The 19,642-nt window shown below is 48.8% G+C and carries 18 protein-coding genes and 1 pseudogene; 2 read left to right on the top strand and 17 right to left on the bottom strand.

Annotated features, from left to right (window positions below):
* Window positions 1–107 precede the first annotated feature (107 nt).
* The 9 genes and pseudogenes from VK958_RS07595 to VK958_RS07555 all read right to left on the bottom strand — a co-directional run.
* Window positions 108–2,672, bottom strand: a complete 2,565-nt coding sequence (locus VK958_RS07595) for a TonB-dependent receptor (RefSeq protein WP_325240364.1) — start codon at window positions 2,670–2,672, stop codon at window positions 108–110.
* 233 nt (window positions 2,673–2,905) lie between these two features.
* Window positions 2,906–3,592, bottom strand: coding sequence for a Bax inhibitor-1 family protein (locus VK958_RS07590; protein ID WP_325240363.1), 687 nt, complete (start codon window positions 3,590–3,592; stop codon window positions 2,906–2,908).
* Between the two features lie 125 nt (window positions 3,593–3,717).
* The gene (gene lpxO / locus VK958_RS07585) at window positions 3,718–4,617 is read right to left on the bottom strand and encodes a lipid A hydroxylase LpxO (RefSeq protein ID WP_325240362.1); all 900 of its coding nucleotides are present in this window, start codon (window positions 4,615–4,617) and stop codon (window positions 3,718–3,720) included.
* An 83-nt stretch (window positions 4,618–4,700) separates the two neighbouring features.
* Entirely contained in the window at window positions 4,701–5,747 is a 1,047-nt protein-coding gene (gene nagZ / locus VK958_RS07580) for a beta-N-acetylhexosaminidase (protein WP_325240361.1), read from the bottom strand.
* Window positions 5,748–5,801: 54 nt separating this feature from the next.
* A complete protein-coding gene (locus tag VK958_RS07575) occupies window positions 5,802–6,929 on the bottom strand; it encodes a class I SAM-dependent methyltransferase (protein WP_325240359.1) in 1,128 nt (375 codons plus the stop codon).
* A gap of 53 nt (window positions 6,930–6,982) precedes the next feature.
* Window positions 6,983–7,675 (bottom strand): queuosine precursor transporter, encoded by a 693-nt coding sequence (locus tag VK958_RS07570; RefSeq protein ID WP_325240357.1) that lies wholly within the window; start codon window positions 7,673–7,675, stop codon window positions 6,983–6,985.
* 43 nt (window positions 7,676–7,718) lie between these two features.
* Entirely contained in the window at window positions 7,719–8,516 is a 798-nt protein-coding gene (locus tag VK958_RS07565; RefSeq protein ID WP_325240354.1) for an ABC transporter permease, read from the bottom strand.
* Window positions 8,513–9,424 carry a nickel ABC transporter permease gene (gene nikB / locus VK958_RS07560; protein ID WP_325240352.1) on the bottom strand — a complete coding sequence of 304 codons (912 nt, stop codon included), beginning with the start codon at window positions 9,422–9,424 and terminating at the stop codon, window positions 8,513–8,515. Before nikB ends, VK958_RS07565 begins: the two co-directional genes overlap by 4 nt.
* An 82-nt stretch (window positions 9,425–9,506) precedes the next feature.
* Window positions 9,507–9,983 (bottom strand): annotated as a pseudogene (locus VK958_RS07555) (L,D-transpeptidase family protein); the annotation flags it as partial.
* A gap of 135 nt (window positions 9,984–10,118) precedes the next feature.
* Here VK958_RS07555 and VK958_RS07550 point away from each other — a divergent pair.
* Window positions 10,119–10,808: a VIT1/CCC1 transporter family protein gene (locus VK958_RS07550; RefSeq protein ID WP_325240350.1), complete on the top strand. Its 690-nt coding sequence runs from the start codon at window positions 10,119–10,121 to the stop codon at window positions 10,806–10,808.
* Here VK958_RS07550 and VK958_RS07545 read toward each other — a convergent pair.
* The gene (locus VK958_RS07545) at window positions 10,805–12,235 is read right to left on the bottom strand and encodes an ABC transporter substrate-binding protein (RefSeq protein ID WP_325240348.1); all 1,431 of its coding nucleotides are present in this window, start codon (window positions 12,233–12,235) and stop codon (window positions 10,805–10,807) included. The genes VK958_RS07550 and VK958_RS07545 overlap by 4 nt on opposite strands.
* A 52-nt stretch (window positions 12,236–12,287) precedes the next feature.
* The gene (rlmD, locus tag VK958_RS07540; protein WP_325240346.1) at window positions 12,288–13,646 is read right to left on the bottom strand and encodes a 23S rRNA (uracil(1939)-C(5))-methyltransferase RlmD; all 1,359 of its coding nucleotides are present in this window, start codon (window positions 13,644–13,646) and stop codon (window positions 12,288–12,290) included.
* 65 nt (window positions 13,647–13,711) lie between these two features.
* On the opposite strand from rlmD, the gene VK958_RS07535 reads away from it, so the two are divergent.
* Window positions 13,712–14,218: a hypothetical protein gene (locus VK958_RS07535; protein ID WP_325240344.1), complete on the top strand. Its 507-nt coding sequence runs from the start codon at window positions 13,712–13,714 to the stop codon at window positions 14,216–14,218.
* A gap of 2 nt (window positions 14,219–14,220) precedes the next feature.
* Here the strand turns inward: VK958_RS07535 and VK958_RS07530 are convergent, their stop codons facing one another.
* The 6 genes from VK958_RS07530 to cysM all read right to left on the bottom strand — a co-directional run bounded on the left by VK958_RS07530 (window position 14,221) and on the right by cysM (window position 19,583).
* On the bottom strand, window positions 14,221–14,991 hold the full coding sequence (locus VK958_RS07530; RefSeq protein ID WP_325240342.1) for a 3'-5' exonuclease: 771 nt from the start codon (window positions 14,989–14,991) through the stop codon (window positions 14,221–14,223).
* Between the two features lie 228 nt (window positions 14,992–15,219).
* Window positions 15,220–15,705: a hypothetical protein gene (locus VK958_RS07525; RefSeq protein WP_325240340.1), complete on the bottom strand. Its 486-nt coding sequence runs from the start codon at window positions 15,703–15,705 to the stop codon at window positions 15,220–15,222.
* Between the two features lie 187 nt (window positions 15,706–15,892).
* The gene (locus tag VK958_RS07520; RefSeq protein ID WP_325240403.1) at window positions 15,893–16,291 is read right to left on the bottom strand and encodes a YdbL family probable chaperone protein; all 399 of its coding nucleotides are present in this window, start codon (window positions 16,289–16,291) and stop codon (window positions 15,893–15,895) included.
* 80 nt (window positions 16,292–16,371) lie between these two features.
* Complete coding sequence (locus VK958_RS07515; RefSeq protein WP_414683866.1) at window positions 16,372–16,641, bottom strand: hypothetical protein; 270 nt, start codon at window positions 16,639–16,641, stop codon at window positions 16,372–16,374.
* Window positions 16,642–16,701: 60 nt separating this feature from the next.
* Window positions 16,702–18,690, bottom strand: a complete 1,989-nt coding sequence (locus VK958_RS07510; protein WP_325240338.1) for a translocation/assembly module TamB domain-containing protein — start codon at window positions 18,688–18,690, stop codon at window positions 16,702–16,704.
* Complete coding sequence (cysM, locus tag VK958_RS07505) at window positions 18,690–19,583, bottom strand: cysteine synthase CysM (protein WP_325240336.1); 894 nt, start codon at window positions 19,581–19,583, stop codon at window positions 18,690–18,692. Before cysM ends, VK958_RS07510 begins: the two co-directional genes overlap by 1 nt.
* Between the last annotated feature and the right edge of the window lie 59 nt (window positions 19,584–19,642).

Here is a 19,642-nt window from a genome sequence, read left to right as displayed (position 1 = left end):
GCAGAAAACATTTCTGTAATAGTGGTTGAAATAAACCACCGAGTGGTTGCAGTAAACAACCAATAAATAAGCCAGCAGGTTGCTGGCTTATGGTGTAGAAATTACTATTAATCTTTGAGGGCTTTATTTTTCCAGTTCCAATCAATTGAAAGTCCTATCCAGGCAGCTCTTGGAGCGCCGGGTCCTATAAAGGTTGTGTTATTCCATTCTGAACTTGCCTGATTAGTGCCAGTCATGAACCTTCCCGCAGCATTGAACGGTGTCAAAGCCAGGTTTCCCGCAGTTGAATACTCACGATCAAAAATATTGTCTATTTTCAAAAACATATTGATACCAGGACTCACTTTGTAATTAGCCCTGAAGTTAAAAACAGCATAGCCGGGAATACTGCCATCTCCTATGTAATCATAAAACTCTATACCCTGTTTATCTCTTGGTTGATGCTCATTGTTTTCGTTACCCCTGACGTAAGAGGACGAATGCATGATCATTGATAATGTTGCATCGAATTTGTCATTGAATCGATGATTCCAACTTGCCTGCATAATATGATTAGGCATTCCGGGCAGTTCATCCCCCGGCTTTACATCAACATAAGCTTGCGCATTCACACCACTTGAATTCTGGCTATTACTACTATTTGCAGGGTTAACGAGTCTCGCAGAGGACTCGAAAGTAGCTTTCATTAATGTGTAATTTACGCTGAATCTATCGTCGCCCCAATCCCACTTGACACCCATCTCCAGACCTTGCCTTAACGTTTGACCAAAATTATCAAAAACACCTCGGTTTTTTCGGCCAAGTGGGACAAATAAAATATCATCGGTCAGATCAGTTCTGAATAATCCGATATTCCAGTCCAAGTCGGCATCCACTCCTCGTAAACCTAACTCATATGCGGTAGACCTGACCTGTTTCAGATAAGGGTCAGCCGAGAGTGAAGTTGGGATAGAGCATCCTTGCTGGTAATTCGTACTGCCTATAGTATTGTCTTTGGTTTTATCGTTGGCACAACCAAGCTCAATCACTGTAGGCGCCCTCGCCCCCCTACTTACGTTGGTATAAACCGAAACATTCTCTTTAAATTCCCATGTTACGCCGAGAGATGGATTGAAGCTGCGATAATCATAATCACCACTACTACAAGTGAATAATCCTTTGTTTTGCGCGGGCTCACCCGGGATTGCGCACCTTAGTCTTTGGAGGTCCGCTGGTGTATAGTTATAGGGATCTTTTCCAACCTCGGCTTCCAGGTAGTTTTTTACATTTGTCCAGTTCCAGCGCACACCCATACTGACATGCAAATTATCAGTAGGCGACCAGGTGTCGAAGATAAAAATACTCTTGGTACGACTGGAACCAGTCAAATTGTTCCTGAGGATTTGTCTATATACGGCAAAGTCGAATAACGGGTCAAACGCTGGATTATTCACAGGATTTACTTCGTGATTGTCGTTGATCTCACCTAGTAACTGCGACTGCAGGAATCGTATATCATTGGAATCCCTTGAAGCTCCAAAGACCATTTGGTGCTTTTCCAAATCCAGAGCGGCTTGAAGTGTATAACCCTGGCTTTTCTGATTGAGATCCATGTAATTAAATATGCCATTTATCCTATCCGCTCCGGGATAATTAATAGGATCCCATACTTGCTGAGCTGCATAATATGCATCATAGACATCAGCACCTACTGCTGATTGAACCATCTTCCTCTTATAGCCCATCGCTGAAAGTGTCAGCATATCATTAACATACCAGCTACCACTTAGATTGTAATGCTCCAGCGAATTCTTGACCTCATCCGGAGAGGTAAACACCTGCTTCCTGTCCTGCTCAGCCATTTCATAGGGAAGCATTCCGTTACCAACTAAATCCGTATCTACATTTATAGCAGAAAAGTTCAGCTCTCCTTTATCGAGTCGCACGGATCCTTTATTAAAAAGTTGCCTTAAATTGCTCGGTGAATTATCTCGCCAACCCTCTTCCTTAAAATGGTTGTAGGCTGTGAATAATGCAAAAGTGCCATTATTCATACCGTTAGAAAACTGTGCCTGCTCCCTTCCCCAGGAGCCTGTCAAATATTGTGTTCTAAGATAATTATCAGAGAATCCATCTTTGGTTCGGATTGCAAGAGCACCTCCTAGTGTGTTTAAACCGAACAGCGGGTTTGAACCAGGAATCATATTCAGGCTTTCCACAGCATTCATTGGAATCAAATCCCAATTCATGACATCCCCGAATGCCTCATTTACACGCACCCCGTCAAGATATACAGAAATGCCTTGAGGGGTACCGATTTGTGGGGACGCAGTAAATCCGCGAAAATTTAGATCTTGCTGGAATGGATTGCCAGTGTAATCATTAATTGTGACAGATTGCATGGTGCTATTCATGAAGTCCGTAACATTTAGTGCTTTACTTTCTTCAATCTCTTTTGAGGTAGCACTTTGAATATTTGTGGTCGCAGTGGCCTTGTCTATGGGAACGCCAGGCAATGGCGTAATGATGCGTCTCCGCTTGGCTTTAATCTCAATCTCTTCAAGCTGGATTGTTGTATTTGATTCTGCCACCTTTGGACTATTGTTTTCTGGCCCTTCATTTAACTCTGCACCAATCAAAGCGCAAGAATAAGTAGCCAAAAACAAAACCAACTTTAATTTATTATTCAACACACACTGCCTCCCCCGACTGGCTAAGGCAGTGCAAAAATCAAACCATGTATATTAAGTTTTTTTCTCTATAAAAATCATATAGTTATATGTTAATTTATCTTTACAGCCACCACTTTTATGGCTGAATTAAACCAGTTCGGTTATAAATAACCAAACAACCTTTATTGGTATCGATTTCAAACAACAAAAAACCCGCCGATTGGCGGGTTTTTTGTTGACTGGCTATCGCTTACTTAATCACGGTTACCTAATAAAGCCAACAAAATATTTAATAGGTTCACAAACAGGTTATAGACATCCAGATACAGATTCAAAGTCGCCATCACGTAATTGGTCTGGCCGCCCCGTACAATCTGGTTTACGTCATACAAAATGTAGGCTGAGAAAATCAATACCGAAACGCCAGAGATAGCCAATGACAAGGCTGGAATCTGGAAGTATAAGTTTGCCAGACCAGCAACAATCGCCAGGATCAAGCCAACCATCAGGAATTTACCCATGCCGCTGAAGTCACGTGCAGGGGAGGAACCGATGCCTGCCAGAGTTAGAAAGGTAATCCCTGTGCCTGCTGCTGCCAAGCCTACAATCTCTGCACCATTACGCAAATGCAATGCATACTGAAGAATTGGCCCAAGCATAATGCCGAAAGCGAATGTCATGGCTAACAATAACCAGACGCCGATGCTGCTGTTCTGATTAACGGCAATCAGTTTGAACATACCAAACATCACAGCCAGAAAGCCGATTGCGAATATAAATGGATGCGCTGCCAAAAATCCAAAATTCATTTGCAGGCCAATGTAGGCGCCAATGACGGTTGGAATCATGCTCAAGCCCAGCAAAGCGTATGTGTTACGCAATACGCGGTTCTGCGTATCGGATACCTTGCCCTCTCGACCTAAAACTTGCATATCAGACATAATGTTTTCTTCCTCTCAAATAAAACGTTATTACTTTTAACTTCAAACCCTGTTGCATTCAAGATCTAAGATAAGGGCAAATGGACAAAGTTTCAAGTTTAATCATCACTTTAAGACTATTTATCCTAAATTTTCCAGATGGCATAGATGACTAATGCGATCAGTGCAATTCGGGTGATTTGATAAACCGTCCTGTTCCAGCGTTTGAAGCGGCGGCGATATTGGCCAACGACCCAGGCATAGTGAAACAGGCGGTTGATCACGCCGGTCTGGTCACCGTCTTCATTAGGTGAACTGGCAGCGGTGACAATGGTGTTTGCCAGAAAACGGTTCACGGCTTGCGCCCAACTGTAGCGCATTGGCCGCTCTATATCGCAAAACAGGATGATCCGCGTTTGGTCGGTCTTATTATAGGCTTCGTGGATGTAGGTTTCATCAAACATCACCGCCTGACCGTCACGCCAGCTGTAATCCTCACCATCCACTTTGATGTAACACAGGTCGCTATTGGGCGTTGTTAATCCCAGGTGATAGCGCAATGAACCGGCATAAGGGTCACGGTGCGGATTCAAATGCGCGCCCGGTGGCAACTCGGCAAACATGGCGGCTTTTACACTAGGGATGCTCTGTAGCAATGCCACGGTTTGCGGGCAGTAAATGTTGGCAGAAGGGTGCTCTGCGTCGTACCACTTCAGGTAAAAACGTTTCCAGCCGGTTTTGAAAAACGAGTTAAACCCTGCATCGTTATTGTTTTTTGCTGCAGCGATGCGCTCCTGCTCACGCACGTGCAGGGCTTCCTTGAGGATATCCTGCCAGCGGTCGCTGATCACTTTTAGTTCTGGAAACTCGCTGACTTGCACATAAGGCGTCGTCGGTGCTTTTGAAAACAGGTATAAAAACACATTGAATGGCGCCACAATGCCTGAGTGATCGAAAAGCTGCCGGTAAAACTTGTGCCGCACTTTGCCACGAAAGTGCACGTAGCTGACAGAGGCTAAAAATATCCCTAATACAATCCATTTCATAGTAAATACCGATGATTGAGCTTGAAAAATTACTTTTTAATTAATCGCTTAGCTTACTTTATCCTGGCACGCATAGAAAGCCTTCACGCAAACAAATCTGCTTCCTTCACACCGACCAGTGCTACTCTTTTTACCGCATCGACATAATCCGCCGACTCACGCAGTGCAATCATATCAGCCGGGTGATGCGCGCCGTGCATACGTGCCAAACGCGCAATCGTTTGTGCTGAAATGCTCCACTTGAGGTTTTCCAGTAATTCATCTGCCAGATCGGGGCGGTTGCATAACAACACCATATCGCAGCCTGCATTCAGCGCAGCCAGTGTGCGTGCAGTCACATCGCCCGCCACGGTCGCGCCTTCCATACTCAAATCATCACTAAAAATCACGCCGTTAAACCCCAGGCGCTCACGTAATACCTTTTGCAACCAGCGCGGCGAGAAACCAGCCGGTTTTTCATCCACTTTAGGATAAATCACGTGCGCTGGCATAATCGCATGCAAGCCCTCGTCGATCATCTGCCGGAAAGGCTGCATGTCGTTTTGCGCAATCTGGTCAAACTCGCGTTCATCGAACGGAATACTCACATGTGAATCAGCTACCACAAAGCCATGCCCGGGAAAATGCTTACCCACTGCCGCCATGCCGCCTTTTTTAAGCCCTTGCATCAAGTGAAACGCTAATTCATTAATCGCTTGGGGGTCGCTGTGAAACGCGCGATCGCCGATGACCAGGCTATCGCCGTAATCCATATCCAGCACCGGGGTAAAACTGAAATCCACCCCATGGGCACGCAATTCAGCCGCTAAAATAAAGCCGGCCTCGACGGCCAACTCTTTTGCTTTACGAGGATTTTTGTCCCAGATATGGCCAAACTCCCGCATGGGTGGAATCTTGGTGAAGCCTTCACGGAAGCGCTGCACACGCCCCCCTTCATGATCGACCGCAATCAATAATGGTGGCTGGCGTACGGCATGAATGCTGGCGGTCAGTGCTTTTAGCTGCTCTCCACTCTCAAAATTACGCGCGAACAGAATCACGCCACCCACCAGTGGATGTTGCAAACGGCGGATGTCATCGGCAGTCAGTTCCTTGCCAACCACATCCAGCATTACGGGACCTAAAGACATAAAGTTTCCTGATGTTTTCTATAATGTTCTAGTCTAGTGATGATGTTGTCCAGGCTAAATCAATGTTAAACGATATAGACTGGTGACTTCTTTTGACCTGGCGGCAAATAGCGGATCTTGCTTGTCCTGCGCTTTGCCATGTTTAGGCTGTGTATCTAAACGCTCAATCACTCGCAAACCAGCTTCAGCAATCCAAGTGGTCAAATCCTCAGGCTTACGCAAACCAATCAGTTCCGCCAGATTTGACATCACCAGCCAGGCCTCACCATCCGGGTTTAAATGCACTTTGACACCACTTAAAAAACCTTTCAGCATTTGGCTTTCAGGGTCATACACCGCTTGTTCTATGGTCGTATTGGCTTTAGCCGGCAGCCAGGGCGGGTTACATACGATTAAATCCGCCTTGCCTTGCGGAAACAGATCCGCCTCGATGACCTGAATATTGCTTTGCATATTCAATTGGCGTACGTTCTCTACGGCGCAGATCAAGGCACGCGGACTTGTATCTGTAGCAATGACCTGTTTCACGCCACGTGTCACCAATGCAGCAGCAATGACACCAGTGCCGGTGCCGATATCCCATACCATTTGCGGATTATTGAGCGGCACCTGGTCAATCAGTTCCAAATACTCACCTCGCACGGGCGAATACACACCGTAATGGGCATGGATAGTGGCATTTAACGCCCTGATTGGCACGCCCTTTTTACGCCATTCATGCGCGCCGACCATCCCTAACAGCTCGCGTAAAGAAAGTACCAGGCGTGCAGGTAATTTGTCTTTCTTCTCATCGACAATCAACGCGCCCTGCACAGCCGCTTTCACATCCGGGGCTCTTGGTAAATCAGATTGTCCATATTTGAGTTCAATCAATATTTTGTTGGTGATATTGGCACGGCCAATCTGGCGTGCGCGGTGTTGATGGAAACTCTCCAACATTGAGGCAGCAGGTTTGATCGGCTTGCGGTCTACGCGCCGTGTAATGGCTTGCAATAATTGTTTGGCATTTTGAAAATCGCCACGATAAAGCAAGGCGGTGCCTTCGCATGCCAATCGATAAGCTTCGTCGGCCTTTGTGGTATCGTCCGCGATCACCACTGCTTTGGGCGGCAAGTTGCCAGCTTCAGATTGCCACTCTGCAGCTTGGGTTTTGTTTTTTTCGTACCAGTTAATTTGATTCAATGGGTTTCCGATAAATATTGAATGGATAAAAAATTTAGCGTTTATTGGTCGCGTTAAAGTTTAAACGGACTAAAATCAGTATGCGTGTCATAAAAGTCTTCGTTTTCAACGCGCTTGAGAAACGCCACCACTTTATAAACTGCTGGCGTAAACGCTACCTCGATTAGAATCTTGGAAATAATCTGCGCGCCAATGACCAGCGGGATTTTATCATTCGGAATGATGCCGGTGTTCCAGAAAGCGAGCGGAACAAACATGATAGTATCAATCGCTTCACCAAACACGGTACTGGCAATAGTCCGTTGCCATAAATGCTTGCCAGCACTCCATACTTTCATTTTCGCCATCACAAAGCTGTTCACAAATTCGCCGACGGCAAACGCCACCAATCCTGCCAGGGAGATGCGCCAGGTGCTGCCAAATGCTACTTCGTATTCATGCTGATTCTGCCAGAACGGTGCGGGTGGTAAAGCGACGATCATCCATGCCATGATGCTGGCAAATGCCAGACCCGTGAATCCGGCCCAAATCACCCGGCGGCTGGCCGCATAACCATAGACTTCAGTGAGGATGTCGCCAAAAATAAAACTGATAGGGAAAAACAGTACACCGGCACCAAAGGTTAATGTGCCCAGTAGTGGCATGCTTATTTGGGTGACTTTAGCCGGGCCGATCAAGTTTGAGCAAACAAGCACGGTGACGAATGCAGCCATGATCAGGTCGTAGTAACGATAATGCTTTCTCATGAGCTAACCTTTATCATATTTTGGCAATTTTCGTATGCCGCCCTCATGGGCTGACTTCACTGCGAACATCCAGTTTGTCGCGTAGCACATCGCCACCCAGGTTAATCGCCAGGATCAGGCTCATCATGCATATACCCACGGTCAGCACATAATGCGGGGCTACCAGCATAAACCTGACTGCATCACGTAACATCGCGCCCCATGAAGCATTGGGTGCCTGGATCCCAAGCCCAAGAAAAGACAATGAAGCTTCGGCGATCATGACACTGGCCATACTGTAAGCGGCTTCCACAAGTAAAATGGAAATCAGCAACGGCAAAATATGCAACAGCATGACCCGTAACGAGCTTGCACCCAGAGACTCTGCGGCCAGCACATGCAACCGCTCCCGCAATGCCAGCGTCTGGCCGCGGGACAGGCGTGCATATGTTACCCAACCGGTGAGGCATAGCGCCAAAATTAAATTATTGATACCTGCGCCCAATACAGCGGCAAACGCAATCGCCAGCAAAATACCGGGGAATGCCAGGAAAATATTGGTGAGCTGCATCAAAGCATGATCCAGCCTGCCGCCCTTGTACCCGGCAAGCACGCCTATACTGATGCCAATGGTCATGGTCACTGCGGTGACTATCACGGTAACCATAAAAGACACTTCCACGCCGCGGATCACCCGCGCGAGGATATCGCGACCCAGGTCATCCGTGCCTAACCAGTGTTGCATGCTCGGCCATTGCAAGACGGCATCCAGATCGGTTTGGTTGGGATTTGAACCAGCAATATGGGCAACAATCACCGCAAACAGCCAAAAACCCAAGGTAGCTAATGAAAAGGTTTTCATCTCGCGCCTCTGGTGCGAGGGTCCAGCCAGCGGTACACAAGATCGGTTACCTGATTGATAACCACATAACTGAACGCGACCACCAGTACACACGCCTGCGTCACCGGATAATCACGTTTCTCAATGCTATCTACCAAGAGCCGGCCTATGCCATTCCAGCTGAAAATAGTTTCGGTGATCACTGCACCCGCCAGCAGACTACCCATTTGCAGGCCAACGATGGTGACCATGGGCAATAACGCCGCACGTAACGCATGCTTCAGTAACACCTGCCGCTCGCTCAAGCCTTTGGCCCGTGCAGTGCGGATATAGTCTTCATTCAACACTTCCAGCAGGCTCGTGCGTGTCATGCGCGTCAGAATAGCGCTTAAGCCTAAGCCTAGTGTAACTGCCGGCAAGATGATAGCAGCCGGACTGCTCATGCCGCTCACCGGCAACCAGCCCAGCCACACGGCAAACACCAGCATTAATACTGGCCCTAACCAGAATGCGGGCATGGCGGCGAGACGGATGCTCACTATGGTCACCATCACATCCTGCCAATGGCCGGCTTTCAAGGCAGACCATATGCCTAACGGAATGCCTATCAACAAGCCTATGCTGAGTGCCGTGACCGCCAGTATCAAGGTTGCCGGATACGCCTGCGCCAGCAATTGCGTAATCGGCACCTGAGTATGAATGGAAACTCCGAAATCGCCTTTGAGTATATTCAATGCATATCGCCCAAACTGACTATATAAAGGCTGATCCAGGCCGAGTTGGGCTTTAAGCATATCGCGGTCCGCGGGACTGGCGGATTCCCCAAGCATGACATCCACCGGGTCACCCGGCACCATATGTAACAAGGCAAAGGTTAAACACAGTACCCCGATAATGACCGGCAACAATGTGGTGATGCGTTTAATCATCCACCCCGGGCTGAATCGTCTTCTTCGCTGGCATATGGTTTTCTAGCGTTGGTTCTAATGGCTGATGTTCTTGTGACACCCTATCTTGAATATTGACAGTAGTCCCGACCGGCACCTGTTCGAACAACGCGATCAAATCGGCATTACGCATACGCACACACCCGTGCGAGCCAGGTACGCCCCATTCGGTAGCATCCGGCGACCCATGGATATAGATATACCGCTGCATGGTATCCACATTCCCGAGGCGGTTCTTGCCATGCTCGGTGCCACTCAGCCAAAGAATCCGGGTTAATATCCAGTCGCGCTCAGGAAACTGGTCTTTCATTTCGGGTGTAAAAATCTCCCCGGTCGGCCTTCGGCCTTTAAACACTGTATTCTCCGGCGCATCGGCACCGATTTTGGCGCGGATAATATGTGTACCCACGGGTGTACAACCGCTATCTTTTACACATCCTGCACCACTGGCGGCGGTGGAAACCGTATAACGGTTCAACGGCTTGCCGGTATCATCAAACAATGTCAGCGATTGCTCTGGGATGGATATTTCAATATGCATAAGCGTTATTCTAAGCGATTTAGCGTGGATTTACCGTTTGATTTGCCGTGGTCTTAATCGCAGATTTAATGACGGCTATATCTTGCAGCGTAAATTACATTACAATCTTTGCCATTCTGTTGAATGAGTGTCGTTATGCCGCATCATGAAATGCATTTTTTACACCGCAGTGGCTGGCTAAGGGCTTCAGTGCTCGGTGCTAACGACGGCATTATTTCCACCGCCAGTTTGCTGATGGGGGTCGCAGCAGCAGGTGCGGGCAATCATGCATTATTGATTACCGGGGTTGCCGGACTGGTCGCAGGTGCGCTTTCGATGGCGACCGGCGAGTATGTGTCTGTCAGCTCGCAAACCGATATCGAGCAAGCAGATCTCTCCCGTGAAGCCAGGGAATTGCAGGAAGACCCGGACAGTGAGTTACGTGAACTGACCGGTATTTATATTCAGCGCGGATTATCCCAGGAGCTGGCTACCCAGGTCGCGCAGGCACTTTCACGTCATGATTCGCTGGCCGCACATGCACGAGACGAATTGGGCCTGCACGATTTAAACCAGGCCAACCCGTTGCAGGCGGCTATGGCTTCAGCACTGGCATTCTCAAGTGGCGCCGCCCTGCCCTTGCTGATTGCCTGGCTGGCGCCTCACGCACAAGTGCAGCTATGGTTAATCTGTAGTACGTTACCTTTTTTAGGATTACTCGGCGCAGTGGCGGCCAAGGCCGGTGGCGCTAACGCATGGAAAGGGGTAAGCCGCATCGTCATTTGGGGCGCGCTTGCCATGGCAGCGACCGCACTGATAGGCCATTGGTTTGGCGTAAATCCTTAATTATTGCTGGTTGGCCGGAACATCACATTGGCCAGGCCATCCCAGTTACCGTCCGGCATAGGCTGGTAGGCTTCAACACTACTACGGTAAGCAGCGAACTGCCCTTCATACCAGAGCGGGATATAAGGTAATTGTTCATGGATGCGGCGCGTGACTGCTGGCCAATCTTCATTTTTCAGCAATGTATCCAGCGCAGCATCCCGGTAGCCGCCACGGTTAAACCCTTGCGGTGGCATACTGCCTGAACCAAATACCTTGCTATAAATTTCTGGTGTTTTAATACCAACCCAGGTCAGCCCCGATAGCTGAAAATTACCTTTTTGCACATCAGCAAAAAAAGTCCCCCAATCCAGGCTTTTAATCTGCAAATCAATACCTGCCGCCTGCATTTGTGCCTGCAAAATAGTGGCTAATCGCACGCGCTGCGGATCTGTGCTGGTCTTGTATATCAGTGTTAAAGGTAGCTTGATTCCAGCTGATTGCAATAGCTGCCTGGCAAGTTCGGGCTGGTAACTATAGGGCTGTAATGCAGGGTTACCCGCATAGTGTTCTGGCGGCAAGATGGCATTAGCCTGGCGGCTGTGGCTGACCATGACTTTATCAATGATTGCCTGGGTATCAATTGCATGTGCGATGGCGCGCCTGACCCTCACATCGCGCAGAAATTCTGCCTGCACATTCAAACCCAGATAAGAATAATTCGCACCGGCCACGGTTTGCACTGTGATACCCGGCTGCTTTTGCAGGTATTTCACCAGCTCAGGCGGCAAATCTCCCTGCATCAGGTCTGCTTCCCCACGCTTGAGTTTTAGCACGCGTACGTTCGGATCCTTAACTTCAATGAAGGTCACTTTAAGTCCGTCACTCAGCCTGACCAGCTTTAGCTCGCCATCCCAACAATCAAGTTTGAAAGGCCCACTGCCGATGGGGTTGTGACCGAAATCGTGACCTGAGATGATGTGCTCGGCAGGTAAAATGCCGATAATCAGTCGCGCCGCAAAATGCGGATCCGGACGGCTCAGTTCGAAATCAATGGTGTGTGCATCCGGCGTACTGATGTGTTTGATATGCTTGAATTCAGCGGTATGTGGCGAGTTTTTAAGTTGCAACAAACTTTCATAAGTGGCTTTCACGTCGACAGAAGTCAGTCGTTTGCCATCGTGAAAAGTCGCTGCGGGTTGTTGGAGCTGGAAGCGGTAATGCAATGCATTTAGCATTTGCCATGACGCTAACCCTGGCACCTCGTGCGATGCAGCGTCAAACTCAACCAGCCGCTGGTAAAGCAGATGATTGACACGCTCGGATGCTGCATCGGTGGCATACCTGGGATCCAGGTTGACTGGTGCTTGTGCTACCGCAAACACCAAAGCGCGTGGCTCCATGTCGGGTTGGCATGCGGATAATACCAACGCAAGCCCTGCCAGCATCCAAAGAGGAAATCTTCTTGACAATACGGAATGTACTTTCAATCGACCGCTTTCAAACGTGTTCGAACAGCGCGATAGATTCCACATGCGCGGTATGCGGGAACATATTCATCACGCCCGCAGATTTCAACTGGTAGCCTTTGGATTGCGTCAGGATGGCGACATCACGTGCCAGCGTCGCAGGATTACATGACACATACACAATGCGTTTGGGCGCGCCTACGCCATCGTCTGGCAGCGCTTTGATCAATTCCATCGCACCATCACGCGGTGGATCAATCAGCCATTTATCAAAATAGCCCAGACCTTGCAACAGCTCCGGTGTCATATCAAACAGGTCAGACTCGGCAAACTCAACGTTACTGATGCCATTTAAACCGGCATTTTCAATCGCGCGTTTTACCAATGCCTGTGCGCCTTCTACACCGTAGACTTGCGCACCACTGCGGGCAATCGGCAACGTAAAATTTCCCAGACCACAGAAAAAGTCGGCAATGCGCTCGCCTTTTTGCGGTTGCAATAATTGCATGGCACGGCGGATCATCACCCGGTTAATCCCCGGATTCACCTGAGTGAATTCAATCGGGCTGAACGGGTATTCAAGATTGTATTCCGGCAGGCTGTAATGCAGGCGATCACTATGCCCAAACAAAGGCTTGGCGGTATCCGGGCCTTTGGTCTGCGTCCAGAACTGCACGCCATGCTTGGCTTCAAACGCTTGCAACAACGGCAAGTCACGTTCTTCCAGGGCTTCCAGGATACGCAGTAGCAATACAGTGGCATCTTCGCCGACTGCCAGCTCAATTTGCGGCAGTGACTGCCTGACGCTCAATTGACCGATCAATTCCTTTAGTGGCACGATCAGGTCAGATATAGTTTTGGGCAGCACCTGGCAGCTATCCATAAACGTGACATAGCTGGTACCTTTTTCATTAAACCCAACCAGCACACCGCCTTTTTTCTCCACGTATTTAACCCGCAGACGTGCTTTGTGGCGGTATTGCCAGGGCGTGCCCTGGATTGGTGGCAGCATTTTTTCAGGTTTTATACGCCCGATATGCCACAAATCCGCTTCCAGCAAGCGTTGCTTGGCAGCCACTTGAGCAGAAAACTCCAGATGCTGCATGGCACAGCCGCCGCATGTGCCGAAATAGACACAGCCTGGTGTCACGCGCTGGCTGGAAGGTTTAAGCACCTCCAGCGTGGCGGCGACTTCGTAGGTGGCTTTTGAATAGTGCGAAGCAAAGCGCACTTTTTCAAACGGCAATGCCCCTTCGATAAAAACGACTTTGCCATCGACATGGGCGACTCCGCGACCTTCCTGGTCCAGGGATTCGATGATGGCTATACGGGATGTTTGTTTCGCCATGGACGCTGGCGACAGGCGGGTTCTTTGACGGTTGCTTCTCATAGCTGTTATTTTACCTGAATTGGGCTTACAATCATCCACGAAGCACTGCAAATAAAGGAGGCCATATGTTTAAAAAATGGAGTCTATGTATTGCTCTGGTGATGGCGGTTTGTTCTACTAGCTGCCTCGCAGATGTCGCCATCCAGCAGGATGAGCATGGTGTGGACTATGTGACTGGTGGAATCGGCTCGGAAGAAGTCGAGGCGCTGGAAGCGTTTAAAAAACAATTCAATCTGTATTTCCTGTTTTCGGAAGGTAAAATCGGCCGGCTGGTAGATGGCGTCAATATCACTATCGTTGATGCAAAAAAACAGACGGTATTCAGCCTGGATCAAGCGGCTCCTAGATTACTGCTCAATCTACCTAGTGGAAAATATTCCGTGATTGCCAGCTATCAGGGAAATACCCAACGTTATGCTTTCACCAGCAACGCAAAAAAACATCAGCGTGTGATCCTGAACTGGAAGAATGCTAATCTTGATGAAGACTCACGTGAAGAGAACAGGCAGGAAGAAACTACACCTGACGAGATTAAAAATGATACCAGGGCCGCATTGCCTGGCACCAGTTAAACTTAACCCCAGGCTTCCATGAACTGTTGCCAGTGCGATCCTGAATATCCAGTTAAGGTGTCACGCATCAGGCGGATTTCTTCTTCATATTCAGCTTCGCTTAAATGGCCGCGCATTTTCAAAAAACGCAAATAAACCAGGTGCGTATTTGCAACATCAGTTTCACAGTAATCGCGTATCGCCTTGATTTCACCATTTAAATAAGCCTGCCAAACCTTACTGCCATCCATCCCCAATTTACCGGGGAAACCACACAGCTGCGCCATTTGATCCAGAGGCGCATTGGCGCGTCCGCTATACATTGCCAGCACATCCATCAAATCCAGGTGACGCATATGATAGCGGCTGATGTAGTTATTCCATTTAAAGTCTTTTTCATCCTCACCAAGATCCCAGTAGCGTGGCGCGGTAACGCCATGCACCATGGCACGATAATGCAGCACAGGTAAATCAAAACCGCTGCCATTCCAGCTCACCAGGTTAGGTGTATATTTCTCGATACCATCAAAAAAACGCTGGATAATTTCAGCTTCTGTTGAGTCTTCATCACCCAGGGTCCATACCCGGAACTGGTTTCCTTCACGCAAAGCACATGAGATTGCACACACACGTTGCAAATGATGCGGCAGGAAATCAGTACCATTTTGCTGACGGCGTTGATGAAAGGCAATATTCGCCACATCGGTATCGGTAAGCGCCTCTGGCAAATCATTCAAGCGGCGGATACCTTCCACATCGGGGATGGTTTCTATATCAAATACCAGGCTTAGCATTATCGACTCGTGAAAAGTTGTGCGGCATACCATAGCATAGCCGTTAAAAATTCACCAATTAAAGTCATGGTTAATAAATGACAGGCGCATTGATTGCACTGACGTTTGCCAATCCGGGCCGGTCATTTCAGTAAGGGAATGAACATGCGTACCACCTGATGACAGGTGGCAGCAGTTGCATCATTTCAACAAGAAACCCGTTTCAAATCCTGGTATAAGAGGTCAGACTCAAGCGAATTCAACACGAGGCAGCAATTGCTCTACAGCGGCCTCATCATTCAACCACTCTGCGGGCGCTTTGTGCAAGCGGATGGGTGCTTTCATCTCATCACCAGCAAAAGTCAGAATCGCATAGCTGACCTCTTCCGGCGCTTCAATCGGGGTGAATTTTCCAAAACCGAAATCTGCATTTCGCATCACTTGCCATGCACCTACAGGCTCAGTGTATTCCGGTTTGGAGAAATAATGGGCTATTTGCCTGTCGGTCGCAGTTTTAAGCGCGCAATCATTCTCACGCGATAAAATAGACCAGCGATAATCAAGGCCATCGGCAATCGGCTGCAATTGCAAAATATACCAGTGCAAATTTTCACGCACCAGTTGTATCAACGATCGGACGCCGCCGGTTTGCTGATTCAGAATATAGTAAATGCCCGAATCCTCTTGCCGGATAGTTTGGCCCATACGAGGTAGTACGAAAAGATTATTTGCCACAACAAACTCCTTCCATCGCAATATGCACTTTATTTGTATGCAATGACCGTGCCTGAAACTTAAACCCGGTACTTTTACCGCTTTGTTTTTTGATTTGTTATTGCAGCAAAAAATTTATATCAACAACCCTGCTCCGCAGTCAGAGTGTAACAATTTTGATAAAGCTATTCTTTACAACAGCTTAGCGCTACTTACGCACCCATTGACCGTCGCGTTGCACCGGCCAGCCACTTTGCGCCCGGTCAATCCAGCGTTGGGCAAAAGTGCGCTGTATCTCGCCTTCCCACTCCGGGTGACCATTTGCGGCAGCGATTCCCTGATATAAGCGGGCGCGGTCAGCATTTTCGTCTTTCACCAACGCCGCCAGCGCACTACGTTGGGACAATGGCACCAATCCAGCATCTCTGACTGCGACAAATCCATCTTCGGTAAGTCCTACAGCGCCTGACTGATAATGCGGTGAAAGTCGTTGATGGCGGCTTTGCATACTGGCTTTCACTGCGGCAACGGCTGGTGTGTTCACGTCCAGGTCGGCGGCGGCATGCGCTTGTATTGAGACCATGCTAGCCACTACAACAAATATCATACGCTTGAAGATGTGATAGTAATCACGCTTGAATAGTTGCAATTGCATCAGCCATTGGTAGGTTGTGTTGATTGATAAAGTCATGGTGCAGATTCCTGATTAACAGACGGTGACACTGCCGGGGTTGCTGCAGGGACATCGCTTTCTTTAGGTGCTGGGCCTGGTACAGACGCTGGGTTTTGACCGGCAGGTGTTTGCCAGATTTCGTCTATCACCTTATCGGCCGCTTTTTCAGCTGCCGCCGCCGGAAAATAGATATTGATAGTGACGCAAGCGGTCAGTCCGGTGGTTGCAACGGCTAACGCAAATGCATTCATCCATTGCAGGGATGGTTTAGCAGCAAAATTCACTCCGGTTCCTTTCTGGCATTGCGCATTTGATGAAACGTATCATTTATGAATATCTCATACTTAGTCGATAATGATTTTACTATTGCTGTCGGTCACACGCTGCATCCGGCCCAGGACATCTTTCCAGCTGACATATTCTGTGTAGCCATTCACATGGACCGAAGGTGCACCTTTCCCTTTGACAATCACAAAACCTCCAGGAATCGCTTCTACCCCGCCCATTTTGCAGATATCGCCGCGTAATTCACAGCGTAAGCCGATTTTTTCGTAGCCGAATTCTTTAAAAAAGCGTAAAAAAGTGCGTTGCAAAGCTGCTGCGGTGCCTTCGCCACCCAGCGCAGTGATATTTTCCACCGCACGTTGTGATATCTTCTTCTCAAACGGGCCATCGGCGGTCTGGATGACAGCATCCATATAGACCGGCTTCCAGTTCTGCAATCTGAGGTGCTTGATGTCGCCTTCAAGTTTGCCGGTGATCGAGCCAAAATTAAAGGTACGCGTAATTTCACCGAGGTCAATATCGCGCATGGTGAAGTTGGCGTGCAATTTTGGCACCGCGCCTAAAGGGTCATCAATATCCAGGTCAGACATGCCGACCATGCCATTGAACAGTTTGAATTGCATATCACCTGTCATTCTCAACTCATGGTTGGCATAAGTGATTAACGGCACCGCGCCCGTGATCTGGCCACGCATGGTCGGCCAATCCAGTGCCTGGCTGAACTGAGACATGCTGATAGGCTGCATATCCATTTTTACATGCCAGACCATGCTTTGATTGATCCATGCAGCAGAAATATCCTGGAATTCCAGCGCACCATCCAGAATAGGCAACTTCAGGCTGGGCGACGTGATGGAATAACGGTTCACTTCTGCCTGCCATTTGGTCTGGCCCAGGGGGATTTTTAAAATATGTCCAGACTGATAGCCCATGGAAATTTGCTTGGGTTGATCAAAATCCCACGGGATATTGGCATTCAAATGGCTAAAGCCAAACTTACCCAACTCGTCTTCCAGGCTGGCATCCGCAATCTTCAGATGGAATTTTAATGGTTGCAATCCTTTGGCTTCGAATGACCAGTCGGCTTTGCCGGAAACGTTCAGATGTCCGAATGCAGAATTGGGAATTAAAGGCTGGATAAATGCCTGGTAGACGCCATTAAAGTCTACATCGTGTGCATCGACCTTTAGCAACTCGAATGCTTTGCTGTCCAGGTTGACGCGGCTTTGGCTGTGCAACAATCCCACGCCAGGCAAACTAAGGGTGGCCTGCTCGATATCCAGATAAGGCTGGCGGTAATAGCCTTTAATTTCAAAACGCTTGTTGCCATCGGCAAAATAAAAAGGTTGCCAGAACAGCTCGCCCTGCTGCCAATCGAAAACCCCTTGCCAGCGCCAGCCACCCGCCTGCTGGTGCGCCGAAAGATTCACTTTTCCCGTCAGATTATCCGCCGCGTGCAGGCCTTCGGCATCACTGAATTTTGCCTGGTCAAACGACAATTGAAGGTCCACGCCTTTTGCCATTTGACCGCCTTTATCCACGGCTTTCCATGTTGGGGTCACCAGCAAATCAAATGGGATGTTGGAACGAGTATCGTGATACAAGCCATCTTCGCAGCGCCAGGTTTCGGTGGCAGCCTGCTCAGGCACCATACAATCCAGGTGAAATTTACCCCACGCTTCATCATTCAGCGTTTTGACTTCGGCATCCAGAGACAAGGTCGGCTGTGGCGTTTTTTTTCTGTAATCGAGGAAAATTCGCGGATGCCTGACCTGGTACGGCTGCATATGCAATTGGTCAGAAGTGATCAGCAATGTAGGCCGGTGGCTGATATCCAGTGAAATATTGGGGTTATCCAGCCTGGCATCACCCAATTGCAGTTGCTCTGCATGGATTTTCACTTGCTGTTTACTTTGTAAATTCAATACGGCATTGGGTTTGCTGAGCTGAAACAGGTCGCTCACAATACTGTCTGCACTGACGCTGATTTGCGTGATCGCGCAGGCCTGAGCTGACCAAAACACCAGGCTCAGGCACCAGATGCGCATCAGTCTGGAAAGACTCCGGTAGACAGGTAACGATCACCGCGGTCGCACACAATCGCGACAATCACTGCATGATTGACCTCTTTGGATAGCTGTAGCGCGGAATACAATGCCCCACCACTAGAAATACCGGCAAAAATACCCTCTTTTTGTGCCAGTTTGCGGGTAGTGTCTTCAGCATGCTTCTGGCTAACGTACCGTAACTCATCTATGCGTTTGGCATCGAAAATGGTTGGCATATAGGCTTCAGGCCATTTACGGATGCCCGGTATCTGCGCGCCCTCTTCTGGCTGTATGCCGATAATCTGGATGGCAGGATTTTGCTCTTTCAGATATTGCGAGGTGCCCATAATGGTACCGGTCGTGCCCATACTGGATACGAAATGCGTCACCTTGCCTTCAGTATCGCGCCAGATTTCCGGCCCCGTACCTTCATAATGCGCCAGCGGATTGTCCGAGTTACCAAACTGGTCCAGCACAATGCCTTCACCTTCTGCCTGCAACTTCATCGCTACATCACGCGCCAGTTCCATGCTGCCTTCTTTAGGTGTCAGCACCAGTTCGGCGCCATAGGCTTTCATGCTTTGCCGGCGTTCTACAGACTGGTTTTCCGGCATCACCAGTACCATTTTATAGCCACGCATGGCCGCTACCATCGCCAGCGCGATACCGGTATTACCACTGGTTGCTTCAATCAGGGTGTCGCCGGGCTTGATATCGCCACGTTGTTCGGCGCGCAGAATCATGCTGTAGGCAGGCCTGTCCTTGACGGAACCTGCCGGATTATTGCCTTCGAGCTTGAGCAAAATGGTATTGCTCTCATTCGGATTCATGCGTTGCAACGCGACCAACGGGGTGTTACCGACAAAGTTATCTAAAGTTTTATATGGTTTCATCACAGACTGACAGACATTGTGTTCCGGACCCCGAATCATCCGACATCCAAATTTTCAAA

Origin of the sequence: Methylophilus sp. (assembly GCF_035460085.1) — a bacterium.
In the GTDB taxonomy this organism is placed as follows: Bacteria; Pseudomonadota; Gammaproteobacteria; order Burkholderiales; family Methylophilaceae; genus Methylophilus.
Note: the sequence above shows the minus strand (reverse complement) of the source record. Positions and strands in the feature narration are given on the sequence as shown.